This is a genomic window from Heyndrickxia sp. FSL W8-0423, from assembly GCF_038009395.1.
GTDB lineage: Bacteria > Bacillota > Bacilli > Bacillales > Bacillaceae_C > Heyndrickxia > Heyndrickxia sporothermodurans.
In genome coordinates this window covers 3,351,317-3,368,805 of sequence record NZ_JBBPBE010000001.1, presented here as the reverse complement: position 1 = coordinate 3,368,805, position 17,489 = coordinate 3,351,317, and the positions used below count along the sequence as shown (strand labels likewise).

Annotated in this window: 14 protein-coding genes; 12 read left to right on the top strand and 2 right to left on the bottom strand. The window is 36.8% G+C overall.

From position 1 onward, the window contains the following. Positions 1 to 81: 81 nt before the first annotated feature. Entirely contained in the window at positions 82 to 822 is a 741-nt protein-coding gene (locus tag MKY81_RS17255; RefSeq protein ID WP_341118388.1) for a glycerophosphodiester phosphodiesterase, read from the top strand. 30 nt (positions 823 to 852) lie between these two features. Here the strand turns inward: MKY81_RS17255 and MKY81_RS17250 are convergent, their stop codons facing one another. Continuing rightward, a complete protein-coding gene (locus MKY81_RS17250) occupies positions 853 to 1,095 on the bottom strand; it encodes a DUF2627 domain-containing protein (RefSeq protein WP_341118387.1) in 243 nt (80 codons plus the stop codon). 171 nt (positions 1,096 to 1,266) lie between these two features. On the opposite strand from MKY81_RS17250, the gene MKY81_RS17245 reads away from it, so the two are divergent. The 6 genes from MKY81_RS17245 (at position 1,267) to MKY81_RS17220 (ending at position 9,713) form a co-directional block, all read left to right on the top strand. Beyond that, positions 1,267 to 3,336 carry a sigma-54-dependent Fis family transcriptional regulator gene (locus MKY81_RS17245; protein WP_341118386.1) on the top strand — a complete coding sequence of 690 codons (2,070 nt, stop codon included), beginning with the start codon at positions 1,267 to 1,269 and terminating at the stop codon, positions 3,334 to 3,336. A gap of 355 nt (positions 3,337 to 3,691) precedes the next feature. Next, on the top strand, positions 3,692 to 4,789 hold the full coding sequence (gene bcd / locus MKY81_RS17240) for a branched-chain amino acid dehydrogenase (protein ID WP_066234532.1): 1,098 nt from the start codon (positions 3,692 to 3,694) through the stop codon (positions 4,787 to 4,789). Positions 4,790 to 4,930: 141 nt separating this feature from the next. Next, entirely contained in the window at positions 4,931 to 6,355 is a 1,425-nt protein-coding gene (gene lpdA, locus MKY81_RS17235) for a dihydrolipoyl dehydrogenase (RefSeq protein ID WP_066234534.1), read from the top strand. 36 nt (positions 6,356 to 6,391) lie between these two features. After that, positions 6,392 to 7,387 (top strand): thiamine pyrophosphate-dependent dehydrogenase E1 component subunit alpha, encoded by a 996-nt coding sequence (locus MKY81_RS17230; protein WP_066234536.1) that lies wholly within the window; start codon positions 6,392 to 6,394, stop codon positions 7,385 to 7,387. Between the two features lie 32 nt (positions 7,388 to 7,419). Continuing rightward, positions 7,420 to 8,403 carry an alpha-ketoacid dehydrogenase subunit beta gene (locus tag MKY81_RS17225; RefSeq protein ID WP_066234539.1) on the top strand — a complete coding sequence of 328 codons (984 nt, stop codon included), beginning with the start codon at positions 7,420 to 7,422 and terminating at the stop codon, positions 8,401 to 8,403. A gap of 29 nt (positions 8,404 to 8,432) precedes the next feature. Beyond that, on the top strand, positions 8,433 to 9,713 hold the full coding sequence (locus tag MKY81_RS17220; protein ID WP_108073427.1) for a dihydrolipoamide acetyltransferase family protein: 1,281 nt from the start codon (positions 8,433 to 8,435) through the stop codon (positions 9,711 to 9,713). 44 nt (positions 9,714 to 9,757) lie between these two features. On the opposite strand, the gene MKY81_RS17215 is transcribed toward MKY81_RS17220, so the two are convergent. Further along, on the bottom strand, positions 9,758 to 10,699 hold the full coding sequence (locus tag MKY81_RS17215) for a magnesium transporter CorA family protein (protein WP_108073428.1): 942 nt from the start codon (positions 10,697 to 10,699) through the stop codon (positions 9,758 to 9,760). 178 nt (positions 10,700 to 10,877) lie between these two features. Here MKY81_RS17215 and MKY81_RS17210 point away from each other — a divergent pair, with 178 nt between their 5' ends. The 5 genes from MKY81_RS17210 to MKY81_RS17190 all read left to right on the top strand — a co-directional run bounded on the left by MKY81_RS17210 (position 10,878) and on the right by MKY81_RS17190 (position 17,437). Further along, positions 10,878 to 11,492, top strand: a complete 615-nt coding sequence (locus MKY81_RS17210; protein ID WP_341118385.1) for a TrkA C-terminal domain-containing protein — start codon at positions 10,878 to 10,880, stop codon at positions 11,490 to 11,492. A 122-nt stretch (positions 11,493 to 11,614) separates the two neighbouring features. Beyond that, positions 11,615 to 13,474, top strand: coding sequence for a methylmalonyl-CoA mutase family protein (locus MKY81_RS17205; RefSeq protein WP_108073677.1), 1,860 nt, complete (start codon positions 11,615 to 11,617; stop codon positions 13,472 to 13,474). Further along, positions 13,475 to 15,646 (top strand): methylmalonyl-CoA mutase, encoded by a 2,172-nt coding sequence (gene scpA, locus MKY81_RS17200; protein WP_108073675.1) that lies wholly within the window; start codon positions 13,475 to 13,477, stop codon positions 15,644 to 15,646. Continuing rightward, entirely contained in the window at positions 15,647 to 16,756 is a 1,110-nt protein-coding gene (gene meaB / locus MKY81_RS17195; protein WP_108073673.1) for a methylmalonyl Co-A mutase-associated GTPase MeaB, read from the top strand. It abuts the gene before it with no gap. 243 nt (positions 16,757 to 16,999) lie between these two features. Beyond that, positions 17,000 to 17,437: a BrxA/BrxB family bacilliredoxin gene (locus tag MKY81_RS17190; RefSeq protein WP_066234553.1), complete on the top strand. Its 438-nt coding sequence runs from the start codon at positions 17,000 to 17,002 to the stop codon at positions 17,435 to 17,437. Positions 17,438 to 17,489 lie beyond the last annotated feature (52 nt).

Here is a 17,489-nt window from a genome sequence, read left to right as displayed (position 1 = left end):
AAGTAAAATTTCTTCCATATGGATGTTATTGTTCATACTGTGTAATAGACTAGAAATAAAAAAAGCCAAGGAAGTGACTACATGACCTTTATATTTGCACACCGTGGATCGGCAGGAACACATCCTGAAAATACGATGGAATCATTTATTGCTGCTGAAAAATCAGGTGCAGAAGGGCTTGAACTTGATGTTCATCTATCTAAAGATGGAGAAATTGTCGTTATTCACGATGAAACGGTGGATCGCACAACAAACGGAAAAGGGTTTGTTCATCAGTTGACGGTAGCGGAACTAAAAGAATTGAATGCAAGCTATAAATTTAAAACCTTCCAGTCCTTTATTAGAAGTCCCAAAATACCTACTTTAAAAGAAGTGTTTGAGTGGATGAGAGGAAATAATCTCCTATGTAATATTGAAATGAAAAATGGGAAAATCATGTATCCATTATTAGAAGAAAAAGTGATCCAACTGATAAGAGATTATCGGTATGAGGACCGAATCATTATTTCTTCCTTTAATCACTATTCGCTTGTACGCTGCTTTCAATTGGCTCCTGAATTAGAAACCGCCCCATTATACTCGGACGGCTTATATATGCCGTGGATATACGCTAAAGCGATTCATGCGAAAGGATTACATCCAAACTTTAAGGCAGCTCCGGATATGATTATACAAGAGGCGATGTCAAATGGGATAGCCGTTCGCCCATATACAGTGAATAAAGAAAGTGATATGGAAAGACTAATCGCCATTCAGTGTTCAGCGATTATTACTGACTATCCGGAAAAGGCATTTAAAATAAGAAAAAAACTATCAAAATAAAAAAAATCTGCGTGTATTGAGCAGATTTTTTTATTTAACGCCTTTCCTAAACCGTTTTTGGACTTTATTTCGTTTTCGGTCACGATAAAAAACAAATCCTGCAATAAATCCTAATCCTCCAATAAATAAAACGAGTCCTACAAGAAATTGAAGCCACAAATATGGAAATGGAGGTTGGAGGATTCCAAACAGCATATCCCGCATTAATTTAATACCAAGCGCCGCGAAACATCCCGGTATTACCATTATTAATAGAGCAATAAGACGTATCATAAAGGTTCTCCTTAAGTAAGTAAACTTAGGTAAATGTTTTATCCAACAAAAAAATCATATAACAACGAAATTATTTGTCAAGCAATCGACCTGTTATAAAACTTGAATTTACCTTTAACTATTCATAAAATAAAAGTATGAAATATATTGTATTGTTAGGGGGCTCGAAACTTGCAATACGTATTATTGGTTGGTGGTGGTAAGGGTGGTGCGGCTATTTTAAAAATGCTCGTCGGCAGCAATATGTTTAAAGTGATAGCGGTTACCGACCCAAACAACAATGCAGAAGGAATCCAATTGGCTAAAAAAAGGGGTATACAAACAGGGGCGAACTGGAAAGATTTTTTAGACGATTCCATTGATATCATTATCGAAGTAACGGGAGATGAAGCTGTTTTTCAAGAAATTCTTCAAGTTCGTAATAAACACACTGTTTTAATTCCCGGGAGTGTTGCTTATTTAATCGCAACATTGATGGAGGAAAAAGAAGAGCTGATATCAACTTTACAAGATGAAACGTATAAGCATAATCTGATATTTAATTCAACAGATGAAGCTATGGTTGTAATAGATACGGAAGAAAAGATTATATTTTTTAACAAAAGTGCTGAGAGAATGACAGAAGTTCCAATCATAGATGCAATAGGTAAACATATTCTCGATGTTATTCCGAAAAGTCAACTACCTAGGGTAATTTCAACTAGAAGAATTGAAGCAAATCAAGAAACAGTGCTTGATAATGGACTGAAAATTATAACGACGCGGATACCGATTATAAATGAAAAGAATATTGTTATTGGTGCGATTGCTGTTTTTAAGGATATTACTGAAGTAGTCAATTTAGCCGAAGAAATTACAAATTTAAAAGAAATTCAAACGATGTTAGAAGCAATTATTCATTCAAGTGATGATGCAATATCTGTAGTTGATGAAAATGGACGAGGAATATTAATTAACCCCGCTTATACCCGAATCACTGGATTAACGAAGGAGCAAGTAATCGGAAAACCGGCAACTATTGATATTTCCGAAGGGGAAAGTATGCATTTAAAGGTCATACAAACGAGAAAAGCGATTCGTGGAACGAAAATGCGCGTAGGACCAATGAAAAAAGAAGTCATTGTAAATGTCGCTCCAATTATTGTCGATGGAATTTTAAAAGGGAGTGTTGGGGTTATTCATGACGTTACAGAAATTCAATCGCTGACAAAAGAATTGGACCGGGCACGGCAAATTATTAGAAATTTAGAAGCAAAATATACATTTGAGGATATTATCTCCAATTCGGAAGAAATGGATATTGCAGTTGAACAAGCAAAATTAGGGGCAAAAACCCCTGTAACGATTTTACTAAGGGGAGAGTCAGGAACTGGGAAGGAACTTTTTGCTCATGCGATACATAATGCAAGCGATCGAAAGTATAATAAATTCATTCGTGTGAATTGTGCCGCAATCTCGGAATCATTATTGGAAAGTGAATTATTTGGTTACGAAGAAGGAGCATTTTCAGGAGCAAAGAGAGGTGGCAAAAGGGGACTTTTCGAAGAAGCGAACAACGGGAGTATCTTTTTAGATGAAATTGGCGAACTAAGTGCTAATACGCAAGCAAAATTGCTAAGGGTTTTGCAGGAAAATGAGATTGTCCGCGTCGGTGGGACTAAACCTATCCCAATCAATGTTAGAATTATTGCGGCAACACATGTAAATTTAGAAAAGGCGATTGCAGATAAATCATTTCGTGAAGATCTTTATTATCGAATAAATAGAATGCCGATTCAAATTCCTCCCCTAAGAAATAGGAAAACGGAAATACCGCTTTTATGCCAAAAGCTAATTCAAAAGCTTAATCAGGATTATGGAAGAAATGTAGAGGGGATTACGAAAGAGGCCTTGGTAAAACTAATGGATTACGATTGGCCGGGAAATGTTCGTGAATTGGAGAATATTTTAAGTCGAGCAATCATTTTTATGGGCTATAATGAAGCACAAATTGATCAGCAACATATTCTTGTATTATCCAATAAAAAAGATATTCAACATGCCTCCACCTACTCCGAAACAATGACAGCTGAACAAGATTTAACTACTCTTGTAGAGAGCTATGAGAGAAATGTCATTCAACAAGTATTGGAGAAAAACAATGGAAATAAGACAGCAACAGCAAAGCAACTAGGTGTATCAATTAGAAATTTATATTACAAGTTAGAAAAATTTAAGCTTGCAAATAATAACATGCAATAATTTGCGTAGTTTGAAAAAAATTGCACGAGTTTTGGTAGTTAAAATTTTATTAATACTGATTTAAATGCTATAATTTAATTGGCATGAAAATTGCATCAGTACATAGAGTACGGATTTTTATATAAAGGGGTTGAGGCAGCACATATGGATTTAGACACAATACTTAACCGTGCAACCCAACAAAATAAAGTAAAAGTAGCAATTGCAGCTGCGAGAAGATTACGAGGTATTGGAAGCGGTTTCATTTGCGGTAGAAAAATTTAGCAAGTTTTTATTTATTTAGAGACGAAAAGAATTATATTTATTAGCACTAGCGATTTGTTCTGCTAAATTATAAAGAGATGGAGAGATTGAAATGAAAATTTTTGAATATATGGGAAAATACGATTATGAACAATTATTATTTTGTCAAGATGAACAATCTGGCTTAAAAGCAATTATTGCGATTCATGATACTACTTTAGGACCTGCATTAGGTGGGACAAGGATGTGGACATATGCTTCTGAGGATGCAGCCATTGAAGATGCACTACGTTTAGCTAGAGGGATGACATACAAAAATGCAGCAGCTGGGCTAAACTTAGGCGGAGGGAAAACAGTTATTATTGGTGACCCTCGCAAAGATAAAAATGAAGAAATGTTTCGGGCATTTGGCCGTTTCATCCAAGGTCTAAACGGTCGCTATATTACTGCAGAAGATGTAGGTACAACTGTTGCTGATATGGATTTAATACATGAGGAAACAAATTTTGTTACAGGTATTTCACCAGCATTTGGTTCTTCCGGTAACCCATCACCAGTAACTGCTTATGGATGTTATGTTGGCATGAAAGCTGCAGCAAATGAAGCATTTGGAACGGATTCACTTGAAGGACTAACGGTTTCTGTTCAAGGTGTAGGAAACGTTGCTTTTGAACTTTGCCGTTATTTACATGAAGAAGGCGCGAAATTAATCGTGACGGATATTAACAAAGAAGCTGTGCAAAGAGCTGTGGAACAATTTGGTGCCGAAGCTGTCGATCCTAATGATATTTATGGTGTAAACAGCGATATTTTTGCGCCATGTGCATTGGGTGCGATTATTAATGATGAAACAATTCCTCAATTAAAAGCAAAGGTAATTGCAGGTTCAGCTAATAATCAATTAAAAGAAACACGTCATGGTGACCAAATTCATGAAATGGGAATTGTTTATGCACCAGATTACGTTATCAATGCTGGTGGAGTAATCAATGTTGCGGATGAATTATATGGATATAATCCTGAACGTGCGATGAAAAAAGTTGAAGGAATTTATAATAATGTGGCAAAAGTAATCGAAATTTCAAAACGTGACGGCATTCCAACATACGTAGCTGCTGATAGAATGGCGGAAGAGCGAATTGCTAAAGTATCCAAATCAAGAAGTCAATTTTTACTAAATAACCGTCATATTTTAAGTTATCGTGCTTAGTCAATAAATATCAATGAATCAGCTTAGCTGATTCATTGATATTTATTTCTTCATAGGTGTGGAAAATGTGAAGGTATATCAGAATGTAATGAGAAAAATGAATTTAAAATAGAATGTTTTTATAGGAATGGAGGAATAAGCTTGGCACAGGAATATGATTTAGTCATTCTTGGCGGTGGCACAGGTGGTTATGTAGCTGCGATTCGGGCATCACAATTAGGTCTTAAAACAGCAATCGTTGAAAAAGGACTTTTAGGCGGAACCTGTTTACATAAAGGATGTATACCTAGCAAAGCCTTACTACGCAGTGCAGAAGTATATGCGACAGCGAAAAAAAGTGAGGAATATGGTATTTCAATTGGTGACATCCAACTTAATTTCTCCCATGTGCAAGAACGAAAAGAAAAGATAGTCGAGCAATTACATCGCGGTGTTCAACATTTAATGAAACAGGGAAAAATCGATGTTTATGAAGGAATAGGAAGAATATTAGGACCATCAATTTTTTCTCCAATGCCTGGAACGATATCTGTTGAATTAAATAATGGGAAAGAAAATGAGATGCTCATTCCAAAAAACGTGATCATTGCTACCGGATCTCGTCCAAGATCTCTTCCGGGATTGGATATTGATGGTTCCTTTGTTCTTTCATCAGATGAAGCACTACAACTAAAAGAATTACCTAAATCTATGATTATCGTAGGTGGCGGTGTGATTGGGATAGAATGGGCTTCCATGTTAAATGATTTTGGTGTCGATGTAACCGTTATTGAATATGCTGATCGTATTGTACCAACAGAAGATCATGAAATATCAAAAGAAGCAGCGAGAATTCTCAAAAAGAAAGGCATTAAAATTGTTACCTCAGCTAAAGTTTTATCAGAAACTTTAGTTAAGGAAGATGACCAAGTGTCAATATCTGCTGAAATTAAAGGTGAGAACCAAACTTTTACCGGGGAAAAGATTTTAGTGTCTGTCGGCAGAATCGCCAACACCGAAAATATTGGTTTGCAAAATACGGAAATTAAAGTAGAAAAAGGCTACATCCAAGTAAATGAATATTACCAGACAAAGGAAACTCATATTTATGCGATTGGTGATGTTATTGGCGGATTGCAGCTTGCACATGTAGCTTCACATGAAGGAATTGTAGCGGTTGAGCACATGGCGAGTAAGAAACCAACACCTATCGATTATTCGCTAGTATCGAAGTGTATTTATAGTAATCCGGAAATGGCAAGTGTTGGATTAACAGAAAACGAAGCAAAAGAAAAAGGATATAATGTTAAAATTGGTAAATTCTCATTTAAAGCAATTGGAAAAGCATTAGTATATGGCGAATCCGATGGTTTTGTGAAAATTATTGCTGATAAAGATACAGATGATATTCTTGGTGTCCATATGATTGGACCTCATGTGACAGATATGATATCCGAGGCTGGCTTAGCAAGAGTATTAGATGCAACACCGTGGGAAATCGGGCATACGATCCACCCGCATCCATCCTTAAGTGAAGCGATTGGTGAAGCTGCTTTAGCTGTAGATGGTAAAGCAATCCATTCGTAATATGAATAAAATAAGAAATTTAGGAGGTAAAAAGTGATGGCTGAAAACCGACATAAAGAACTAGGTTTGAGTGACGAAACCGTATTGGAAATGTATGAAACGATGTTGTTGGCACGCCGTATCGATGAAAGGATGTGGCTTTTAAACCGCTCAGGAAAAATTCCATTTGTTATTTCTTGTCAAGGTCAAGAAGCTGCACAAGTTGGTGCTGCCTTTGCATTAGATCGTAATAAGGATTATGTATTACCGTATTATCGTGATCTTGGTGTCGTTTTAACCTTTGGTATGACTCCAAAGGAATTAATGTTATCGGGATTTGCTAAAGCAGAAGACCCGAATTCTGGTGGCCGTCAAATGCCGGGACATTTTGGTCAAAAGAAGAACCGTATTGTAACAGGATCGTCTCCGGTTACAACCCAAGTGCCACATGCAGTTGGTATTGCTCTGGCGGGTAAAATGGAAAATAAAGACTTAGTTACATTTGTGACATTCGGTGAAGGTTCATCAAACCAAGGGGACTTCCATGAAGGAGCAAACTTTGCTGGAGTACATAAGTTGCCGGTAATTTTCATGTGTGAAAACAATAAATATGCTATATCTGTTCCAATCGAAAAACAGTTAGCATGTGAGAAAGTATCTGATCGAGCGATTGGATATGGCATGCCTGGTGTTACTGTTGATGGTAATAATCCATTAGACGTATATAGAGCGGTTAAGGAAGCAGCAGAAAGAGGGCGACGTGGTGAAGGTCCGACACTTATCGAAGCTGTATCTTACCGTTTAACTGCACACTCTTCAGATGATGATGATCGCTCATATCGTTCGCCTGATGAAGTCGCGGAAGCAAAAACGAAAGATTCTATTATCACGTTCGGTGCCTATTTAAAAGAAACAGGTATTATGAATGATGAGCTTGAAAAAGAAATCAATGATCGTGTAATGAAAATTGTCAATGAAGCAACTGATTATGCTGAAAATGCTCCTTATGCAGATGCAGAGGACGCATTAAAATATGTATACGGGAACGAATAATAAATGAGACGTGAGAACAGGAGGGAAATAAAATGCCAGTGATGTCATATATTGATGCAGTAACTACTGCAATACGTGAAGAAATGGAAAGGGATCCGAAGGTTTTCGTACTTGGTGAAGACGTTGGGAAAAAAGGTGGAGTGTTTAAAGCGACTCACGGTTTATACGATCAATTCGGTGAAGATCGTGTTATAGATACGCCATTAGCGGAATCAGCGATAGCAGGTGTTGGGATTGGTGCAGCAATGTATGGAATGAGACCGATAGCGGAAATGCAATTTGCTGATTTCATTATGCCGGCTGTCAATCAAATTATTTCTGAAGCAGCAAAAATTAGATACCGTTCAAACAATGATTGGAATTGCCCAATCGTCATTCGGGCGCCATATGGTGGCGGAGTCCATGGAGCCTTGTATCATTCTCAGTCTGTCGAAGCCGTATTTGCTAATCAACCAGGCTTGAAAATTGTGATGCCTTCTACTCCTTATGATGTGAAAGGATTATTAAAAGCTGCGATTCGAGATGAAGATCCTGTTCTTTTCTTTGAGCATAAACGTGCGTATCGCTTAATTAAAGGAGAAGTTCCAGACGATGATTATGTCTTACCAATCGGAAAAGCGGATGTCAAACGCCAAGGTGAGGATATCACGGTTATTACATACGGTTTATCCGTCCATTTCGCTCTTCAAGCGGCTGAGCGCTTAGCTCAAGATGGAATAGAAGCCCATATATTAGATCTTCGTACAGTCTATCCACTCGATAAAGAAGCAATCATCGAGGCTGCATCTAAAACAGGAAAAGTTTTACTTGTAACAGAAGACAATAAAGAAGGCAGCATTATGAGTGAAGTATCCGCAATTATAGCAGAAAATTGTTTATTCGATCTTGATGCACCGATTATGAGATTGGCCGGCCCAGATGTTCCAGCAATGCCATATGCACCAACAATGGAAAAATATTTTATGATCAATCCAGATAAAGTTGAAAAAGCGATGAGAGAATTGGCTGAATACTAATCCAATGTCTTAAAAGGAGGTTACTTAAATTGCCATTAGAAAAGATAACGATGCCTCAATTAGGTGAAAGTGTAACAGAGGGTACTATTAGTAAATGGTTAGTATCCCCGGGGGATCACGTTAACAAATACGATCCAATCGCAGAAGTAATGACAGATAAAGTGAATGCAGAAGTACCTTCTTCATTTACTGGGGTGATAAAAGAATTAATCGCCGACGAAGGAGATACGTTAGAAGTCGGTGAAGTGATTTGTATGATGGATGTAGAAGGCAGTAATGGTGCACCATCTGAAAAAGTAGACACGCCTACAGAGGAAAAAGTGAATGAGTCCACACAAGATAAGAACGAAACGACTGTTGCGAAAAATGACAAAGGAAAAGTTCGCTATTCCCCAGCCGTTCTTAAACTTTCACAGGAGCATGATATTGACCTTTCTTTAGTAAATGGTACCGGCAAGGACGGAAGAATTACACGTAAAGATTTACTTAAAATTATTGAATCCGGTCATATTCCAACTACAAATACCGTATCTGAAAAAGAAGTATCTGAAGGTAAGCAACCTGCTGCATCAAAACCAGCTGCACCAGCGGTAAACATTCCTACATTACCGGGTGATATTGAAATTCCAGTAAGTGGTGTAAGAAAAGCGATTGCAAGCAATATGCTAAGAAGCAAACATGAAGCACCACATGCTTGGACAATGATGGAAGTGGATGTAACGAATCTTGTTGAATACCGCGATTCGATTAAGGGAGACTTTAAAAAGCGAGAAGGCTTTAATATCACCTATTTTGCGTTCTTCGTAAAAGCAGTTGCACAAGCATTGAAAGAATTTCCACAAATCAATTCTATGTGGGCAGGAGACAAAATTATACAAAAGAAAGATATTAATATTTCAATTGCCGTTGCAACTGACGATTCCTTATTCGTACCTGTTATTAAAAATGCAGATGATAAGTCTATTAAAGGAATTGCTCGTGATATTTTTGAACTTGCCAATAAAGTTCGTACAGGAACATTAAAGGCAGATGAAATGCAGGGTGGTACATTTACTGTAAATAATACTGGTTCGTTTGGTTCTGTTCAATCGATGGGAATTATTAACTACCCACAAGCTGCAATCCTTCAAGTAGAATCAATCGTCAAACGTCCGGTTGTTATGAACAATGGTATGATCGCTGTTCGTGACATGGTGAATATATGTATGTCACTCGATCACCGCATACTCGACGGATTAATTTGTGGCCGTTTCCTCCAACGTGTGAAGCAAATCCTTGAAAACATATCTAAAGAAACATCAGTCTATTAATCAAAGTGTCCCAAAAGTATCGAATGCTTTTGGGACACTTTCTATTATTTAAAGAAAGAATGCTTTTTAGATGACTGCAAAATATCTCCTGTCCAGCCTTTCATCTTTAAATAAAAATAAAGGATGAGAGTAGTAACAGCTATCACTATAATCGAGTAAACATAGCCGAATTTTAAATCTAATTCCGGCATAAATTTAAAATTCATCCCCCAAAGAGCACCCCATGCGGCAATTGGGGTGAATAAAGTTGTTAACACAGTTAAAGTTTTCATTATTTCATTTCCACGATGTGATGAAACGACTACTTCAAAGTCAACTAAAGCATCGATTTCTTGCTGGTATTCTTTTAACAAATGTAATGTTCTCTCGATTCTTTTGTTCGTTCGTTTACAAGCAGGAAATGAAGTAAGTTCTTCACCAAACACCTCATCCATACCTATTTGTATTTCTTTAATAGGAATCATTAAATTTTTCCAAATTAAAATTTCATGCCGCGCATGATGGATCCTTTCTAATATTTCAATATTATTTTTTTCCTTTAAGTCCCAAAGCAGTTGATTAAGTCTTAATTCGAAGTCATCAATTTTAGCTAAATAATTTTTGATCATTTCTCCTATTAGAATAAAAAAACCTTCTATCGCAGTAGAGGTGTGTTCCATTTCCATTAACATTTCTGAAATAACTGTTTCCGGTAGCTTTGAAAAGTCTAAATCTACGGTAATAAAATATTCCTTTGTAATAAAAAAATGAAACAAATCATTTTCATTTTGCACTTTACTATTTTGTAGATAGATAATCGACCCACTTAAATGCAAACATTCGGGATTAAAGGTAGAAACTTCAAGGTAATTAGATTCATTATTATTGATTCGATTAATCCAATAATTACAATACTGAGTATGATCTACAAGCTTTTTTAGTTCAGATGTATTATCACTTTCCATGCGATACCATTCCCAATTTGATGTGGAATATATTTTCTTCATCCATATATTCACCTCGCAATACTATTATCAACTTAAAGTTCCCTAAAATGTTGAAATCAAAACAATTATTAATCGTTTTTTACTAGTAAAAGATGGGTAGAAAAATAAAAACGATAGATTAAGATATGAGGGGATATATTTGGGCATATTTTTTATCTTAATATATTTAACAATTGTTATGGTAGTAATAGAAATTAATGTTGTGCTTTTTACTTTAACAGGGCTAGATAACAATATTTCTAGATTTCAAGTTATTTCAATGTTGACTGGTACTGGATTTACGACGAGTGAATCCGAATTAATCATCGAGCATCCACTTCGAAGAAAGCTTGGCGCATTTTCGTTAGCGGTTATTATTTCAGTTGTTAGCAGCATTCTTTCTGACGATTTTCGAACGAAGGAAATTTCCTATTTGGCCGTAGTTTTAATCATTATATTTTATATTTTAAAAATACCCGCTCTCCAAAAGGCTTTATCGAAACATTTAAGGAATAATATTAAACATACGTACAAAACTCATGAACTCCCGATTAAAAACGTATTGTTAAAAAATAAGGGCGATGCCTTTTTAGATGTGGAATTAAAAAAATCGTCCCCATTTATCGCTAAAACCTGTGCTGAAATAATGAACGAAAGCGACGATTATTTGTTAATTTTACTTAAAAGGGGAGAAGTATTAATACGAAAAGATTGTATGAAAGAAAAACTGCAGGCCGGAGATCACTTATACTTATATGGAAATAAAGAAGCTATTCAATCGACTTTTCAAGAAGATTTACGAGATGAGAAATAAATAATCATCATGTAAATCTAGATTGAATGTTATTTTTATATTAAAATAATGATAGGCAATTCCTAATTTAAATTATTTTATAAAAATTGCAATCGGTTACATCTGGAGATGGGGGGAAAAGCATGGGTGAAAATGTAAAGGAATTAAAGAATCAAACGTTTCAAGCCTATTCAGTTATGGATTGGGAAGATGCAGCAAATCAAACGTTAAAAAATAGAAATATAGATTCTTTGTCCCGAAGCACATATGAAAATATTATGCTCAAACCTTTGTATACAAAGGAGGATATCGAACATTTATCAATCGAGCAAAACCCTCGTTCAGGGTTAAATACTAGAGGATTTGACGAGTTCGATAACAGTCAAAATAAGTGGCAAATTGCTCAAAAGCTTACGAAAACAAAGTGGGCGAAATTACATCCCATTCTGGCTGATGTTTTAAAACGTGGTCAGGAAGTTTTATCTATAGATATTGATAGGCTAAATGACATTGACCAAGTAAATTTTATGGATATAGAGGAACTTGATTTATCCCAAACGCCCATCTTTATTCATACAAAGGCCCATTTTAAAACGATGCTAGCGAAATTAAGAGAGATTCCAAATAAAGAACAATTAAAAGGGATATTGGGCACGGATATTATTTCAAAAGGAGTTGAAAACGGGGATATTCCGAATTCATTAAGTAGTGAAATGAATAATTGGTTGCAGCAAATTAAACTTGCAGATCAAGAATTTAATGCCTTAAAAACGGTTTTTATCGATACTACTCCTTACCATAACGGGGGGGCGAATGCAGTTCAAGAAATTGCGATCGCGCTTTCCGAAGCGGTTTATTATATTGAACGATTGAAAGAAGCAAATTGGGAACCCGGAAAGACAGCAAGAAAATTAGTGTTTCATTTTTCAATTGGCGGTAATTTCTTTATGGAGATTGCTAAATTACGAGCTTTTCGGAAGCTTTGGTCGACGATTGGCAATGCATATGAAATGACATTAGATGAGCAGGCTGTACCGATAAGTGCGGAAACCTCCATGATAACAAAATCGAAATTAGATCCTTATGTGAATATCCTTCGTGCAGGGAATGAAGCATTTTCGGCAATATTAGGCGGAGTCAATTTATTACATGTATCGGCTTTTGATGAAATTTATAAGGAAACAAATGAATTTTCAGCAAGAATCTCCAGGAATATTCAGTTACTTCTTAGGGAAGAAGCACACTTAAACAAAGTAAGTGATCCTGCGGGCGGTTCTTATTATATTGAAACATTAACGAATGAACTAGTGAAGAAGTCTTGGGAACTTTTCCAATTAATTGATCGAAAGGGAGGTATCGTTGAAGTTCTTCAATCTAGCTGGCTTCAACAAGAAATTAAGAACATCCGCGATCAGCGATTAACAGATGTTGCCACGAGAAAGCAATCGCTTATTGGAACAAATGTATATGCAAATCTGGCTGAACAAGTGCCCTATGTAAATAAACGTCAATCAACCAATGTCAGTTCGAATAAAGTATTACCTTCAGTAAGATTGGCTGAAGCGTTTGAAAATCTTAGAGAACATGCAAAAGGGTTAGAAGAAACTGGTCGTGCTCCGATTGCTGGATTAATTTGTTTAGATAAATTAAAACATCATAAAGCAAGAGCAGATTTTGTTACAGGATTTTTAGCTACAGGGGGAATAAAATCCGTATGGAGCCCTGAATGTACTAAATTAGAAGATATACAAACGTTTGTTAAAGAAACAAATTTTTCCTATTATTGCCTTTGCGGTAATGATGAAGCATACGAAGGGTTAAACGAGAAAATTATTGAATGGTTTCAAGGACAAACTTCACATTTTATTCTCGATATTGCTGGGAAAATATCGGGTGAAAAATGGATAGCAATGAAATCAGCTGGTGTATCTGATGCAATATATAAAAATCAAAATGCAATTGAAAAACTAACATCATTATTAACCTTGTGGGAGGTGAAATAAATGAAAAATAAACCGAATTTTCAAATGATCCAACCTGGTGAAGACATGCCAAATTTTGAACAAGAAAGAAAAGATGATGAGTTTCAAGCAAATTTGTTTGAAACAAATGAGAAAATTATGGTTAAACCACTTTATACAAAGAAGGATCTACATTCACTTGAACATCTAGATGATAAGCCGGGGCTAGAACCTTTTACAAGAGGCCCTTATCCAACAATGTATGTCAATCGACCATGGACAGTTAGGCAATATGCCGGGTTTTCTACAGCTGAGGAGAGCAATGCGTTCTATCGCCGAAATTTAGCGATGGGACAAAAAGGATTATCTGTTGCTTTTGATCTGGCTACGCATCGAGGATACGATTCAGATCATCCTCGTGTAGTTGGTGATGTAGGAAAAGCCGGAGTAGCGATAGATTCGATTTTAGATATGAAAATATTGTTTGAAGGAATCCCTTTAGATCAAATGTCTGTTTCCATGACAATGAATGGTGCAGTATTGCCAATTCTTGCATTTTATATCGTTACAGCAGAGGAACAAGGAGTTCCACCGGAAAAATTATCCGGTACGATTCAAAATGATATTTTAAAAGAATATATGGTTCGTAATACGTATATTTATCCACCGGAGATGTCTATGAAAATAATTGCGGATATATTTGAGTATACGTCTAAAAAGATGCCGAAATTTAATAGTATTTCAATCTCAGGCTATCATATGCAAGAAGCAGGTGCTCCGGCTGATCTTGAACTTGCTTATACATTAGCAGATGGTCTGGAGTATGTTCGTACAGGAATTAAAGCAGGAATCGATATCGATTCTTTCGCTCCAAGATTATCATTTTTTTGGGCAATAGGGATGAATTATTTTATGGAAGTGGCAAAAATGCGTGCTGCACGAAGAATTTGGGCACAGTTGATGAAGCCATTTAACCCGCAAAATTCAAAATCCCTTGCTTTGCGTACGCATTCACAGACTTCCGGTTGGAGCTTAACCGAACAAGATCCATTTAATAATGTAACAAGAACGCTTATCGAGGCTCACGCGGCTGCGATGGGGCATACTCAGTCACTGCATACAAATGCCCTTGATGAAGCGATTGCTTTGCCTACTGATTTTTCCGCAAGAATTGCTCGCAATACTCAGCTGTATTTACAAGAAGAGACAGGAATAACCAATGTAATCGATCCTTGGGGAGGGTCTTATTATGTCGAATCCCTTACAAATGAATTAATGAAGAAAGCGTGGGAGCATATTGAAGAAATTGAAAGTTTGGGAGGTATGACAAAAGCGATTGAAACGGGGTTACCAAAGATGAGAATTGAGGAGGCCTCTGCGAGAAGACAGGCGCTTATTGATTCGGGAACAGAAACGATTATCGGTGTGAATCGTTACCGCTTAGAGAAGGAAGAACCATTAGATATATTAAATATTGATAATACCGTTGTAAGGAAGAAGCAAATTGAACGTTTGCATGAGCTTAAAGCATCTCGGAATGAGGAAGAAGTTCAAAGCAGGCTCTACGAGATTACTAGCGCAGCAAGAACAGGAAAGGGTAATCTATTAGAACTTGCCGTTTGTGCAGCTCGTGCCAGGGCAACATTGGGTGAAATATCAGATGCAATCGAAGCAGTTTCCGGAAGACATAAAGCAGTTATTCGATCCGTGAGTGGAGTGTATAGCTCTCATTTTTCAAATGACGAAGAAATTAAAGAAGTGCAAGAAATGACAGACCAATTTTTGGAGAATGAAGGAAGAAGGCCGCGGATATTAATTGCGAAAATGGGCCAGGATGGTCATGATCGTGGGGCAAAAATTATCGCCACGGCATTTGCCGATTTAGGCTTTGATGTTGATATCGGTCCTTTATTCCAAACGCCGGATGAAACTGCTAAACAAGCCGCAGAGAATGATGTTCATGTTATCGGTGTGAGCTCTTTAGCGGCAGGACATAAGACATTATTGCCGCAGTTAATTTCAGAATTAAAAAAAATCGGCAGAGAAGATATTGTAGTAGTAATTGGCGGAGTCATTCCAGCACAGGATTATGAATTTTTAAAAGAAAACGGTGCGGCGGCTATCTTCGGACCAGGCACTGTTATTCCGGTAGCTGCGGGTAAGGTGATTGAAGAAATTTATCATCGTTTAGGCTATGAGGAAGTGAATGATTAAATGATGGATTCGAGGCGTCCTGAATGGTCTGATTCAAAGCATGAGACATCATCTTACATGCCGGGAATTCCGTCCACACATGATGGAGTTCATAAGTCTTCAAAAAAATCATTTCAAAAGCGAAAAAATGATGAGATTTCAGTGAATACTTTAGTAAATAAGGTGCTTAGTGGCGATCGCATGATGCTGGCAAAGGCGATTACATTAATTGAAAGCAATGCATCACATCATTTTAGCCAAGCGCAACAAATGTTAGGACAATTGCTTCCCTATACAGGTAAATCGATTCGTATCGGAATTACGGGGGTTCCCGGAGCAGGTAAGAGTACGTTTATTGAAGAATTCGGTTCACTATTGTGTGAGCGTGGATACCGGGTGGCAGTACTTGCGATTGATCCAAGTTCTACTATTAGTGGAGGAAGTATTTTAGGGGATAAAACGAGGATGGAGCGGCTCGTACGTAATAACAATGCTTTTATTAGGCCATCGCCATCTTCAGGCACGCTAGGTGGTGTTCATCGGAAAACGAGGGAAACCATTTTAGCGTGTGAGGCCGCGGGTTTTGATATTATAATTGTTGAAACAGTTGGAGTAGGCCAAAGTGAAGTCATTGTTAGAGGAATGGTTGACTTTTTTATGCTCCTTACCATTACAGGTGCTGGTGATCAACTGCAAGGGATGAAAAAAGGAATCATGGAGTTGGCTGACGCAGTTGTCGTAAACAAGGCGGATGGGGTAAATAAACCATTAGCAGAAAAAACACGCCGGGAATATAATCAGATTCTCCATTTTCTGATGCCTCCAACAAAAGGTTGGGAAACGAAAGCATATACATGTTCATCTATTAATGGAGATGGAATGGAAGAAATTTGGGATGTTATAACAAAATTTAAAAAGATTACGGAACAAAGTGGTGTTTTTATAGAAAGAAGAAAAGAGCAAGCGAAGGAATGGATGGCCTCACAAATAACCGAACGACTCCATTATACGTTTTATCAGCACCCGGAAATAAAAAAATTACTACCGTATTTCCAACAAGCAGTCATTAACGGTGATACTACCGTTTCACTAGCTGTGGACAGTTTATTTGAGCAATATTTTAATAAATAATAGATAATCACTTACATTAAAAAAGGACAGCGATAATCGCTATCCAAAAAAACATCTAGGGAGTTTAGGGGTATGGATCTAGATGTATTATTATCATACCCGTTTTCAAAATACTTAATCTTATTTTTTTATAAAGTTGCTAACAATTTAACTATTTTCTTATTGGGGATTTGATTATTTGTATAATTAAAAGAAAACCTGCTATTATGAGAAAGTAGATATTGTATGGAAGGAAGCGAGAATATGAGTATGGATTTTAATTTATTCATGAATGATGTAGTACGACAAGCTCGAGAAGAGGCGACTGCATCTGGTTATAAAGAGCTAAAAACAGTCGAAGAAGTAGACGAGGCATTAACGAAAAAAGGGACAACATTAGTGCTTGTAAATTCTGTATGTGGTTGTGCCGGCGGAATTGCACGTCCTGCTGCTGCACATGCTATTCATCACGATAAGCGGCCGGATCAACTAGTAACTGTATTTGCCGGGCAAGATAAGGAAGCAACGGCAAAAGCAAGAAGTTATTTTGAAGGCTATCCACCTTCCTCACCATCATTTGCGTTATTAAAAGATGGAAAACTATTGACAATGGTTGAGCGTCATGAAATTGAAGGTCATGACCCAATGTCAGTTGTTAATAAGCTCCAAGAATATTTCGATCAATATTGTGAAGAAATTTAAGTTGGATAAAAAAATCCGGTTCATAACCGGATTTTTTTGTGAAATTCTATTA

Bases quoted from the DNA above. Each gene is read 5' to 3' on its own strand.
- MKY81_RS17255 (WP_341118388.1), top strand. From the start codon at position 82: ATGACCTTTATATTTGCACACCGTGGATCGGCAGGAACACATCCTGAA.
- MKY81_RS17250 (WP_341118387.1), bottom strand. From the start codon at position 1,095: ATGATACGTCTTATTGCTCTATTAATAATGGTAATACCGGGATGTTTC.
- bcd (WP_066234532.1), top strand. From the start codon at position 3,692: ATGAAAATTTTTGAATATATGGGAAAATACGATTATGAACAATTATTA.
- MKY81_RS17230 (WP_066234536.1), top strand. From the start codon at position 6,392: ATGGCTGAAAACCGACATAAAGAACTAGGTTTGAGTGACGAAACCGTA.
- MKY81_RS17225 (WP_066234539.1), top strand. From the start codon at position 7,420: ATGCCAGTGATGTCATATATTGATGCAGTAACTACTGCAATACGTGAA.
- MKY81_RS17215 (WP_108073428.1), bottom strand. From the start codon at position 10,699: ATGAAGAAAATATATTCCACATCAAATTGGGAATGGTATCGCATGGAA.
- MKY81_RS17210 (WP_341118385.1), top strand. From the start codon at position 10,878: ATGGTAGTAATAGAAATTAATGTTGTGCTTTTTACTTTAACAGGGCTA.
- MKY81_RS17205 (WP_108073677.1), top strand. From the start codon at position 11,615: ATGGGTGAAAATGTAAAGGAATTAAAGAATCAAACGTTTCAAGCCTAT.
- scpA (WP_108073675.1), top strand. From the start codon at position 13,475: ATGAAAAATAAACCGAATTTTCAAATGATCCAACCTGGTGAAGACATG.
- meaB (WP_108073673.1), top strand. From the start codon at position 15,647: ATGATGGATTCGAGGCGTCCTGAATGGTCTGATTCAAAGCATGAGACA.
- MKY81_RS17190 (WP_066234553.1), top strand. From the start codon at position 17,000: ATGAGTATGGATTTTAATTTATTCATGAATGATGTAGTACGACAAGCT.